This is a genomic window from Capnocytophaga sp. oral taxon 863 str. F0517, from assembly GCF_000466425.1.
Taxonomy (GTDB): Bacteria; Bacteroidota; Bacteroidia; order Flavobacteriales; family Flavobacteriaceae; genus Capnocytophaga.
In genome coordinates, this window is sequence record NZ_KE992179.1 from 1 (window position 1) to 609 (window position 609).

Consider the following 609-nt stretch of genomic DNA (forward strand, 5'->3'; position numbering starts at 1 on the left):
GACGAGGATCATCAAAGTTTATCACATAGAACTTAGGCTTTACCTTGTACTTGTCTAAGTTTTTTAGTAGGTGATTATAGGCAATGGTAGAGAGGTCATCAAACTTGAAGTCGTAGATGTACATTGCAAAACCTTTTTCAATCTGTTGTTTGATGTAGTTGTTCACAATGGCATAAGACTTCCCTGAACCAGGAGTACCCAGCACTATGGTTGCCCGAAAGGGATTTACCACATTGATCCAGCCTTTGTTCCACTTCTTGCGGTAGTAGAACAAAGTAGGTAGATTCACAGAATACTCGTTTGTCATCAGGCGTGTTTCCTGCATAAATGACTCGTTTTCATTGTTGAAAACATCGTCTAAAAGATTGTCTTTTAACAAGCGACTCATCCACGAACCTGCCATAAGGAGCGCTATGTAGCCCAAAGATAGGGTAAGGATATAGAAAAAGGCAACCACTGAAGCAGGAAGTCGCAAGTACAAAATCCAAAAGTTACCAAAGTAGAGGGCTGCTCCTACTCCCAGAGCGATGTAAATCTTTCGCCAAGTAATTTTATCGTTTTTTACGCCTGTTGTGCCCAAACAGCTCAGGGCTAAGAGCAGGAGGGCAA

1 protein-coding gene is annotated in these 609 nt (G+C 41.9%); it reads right to left on the reverse strand.

What is annotated here, in order from left to right; all coding sequences use genetic code 11:
* Positions 1–609 (reverse strand): YWFCY domain-containing protein (locus tag HMPREF1551_RS12280; protein WP_021629491.1); only part of this gene is annotated, 609 nt, incomplete at both ends.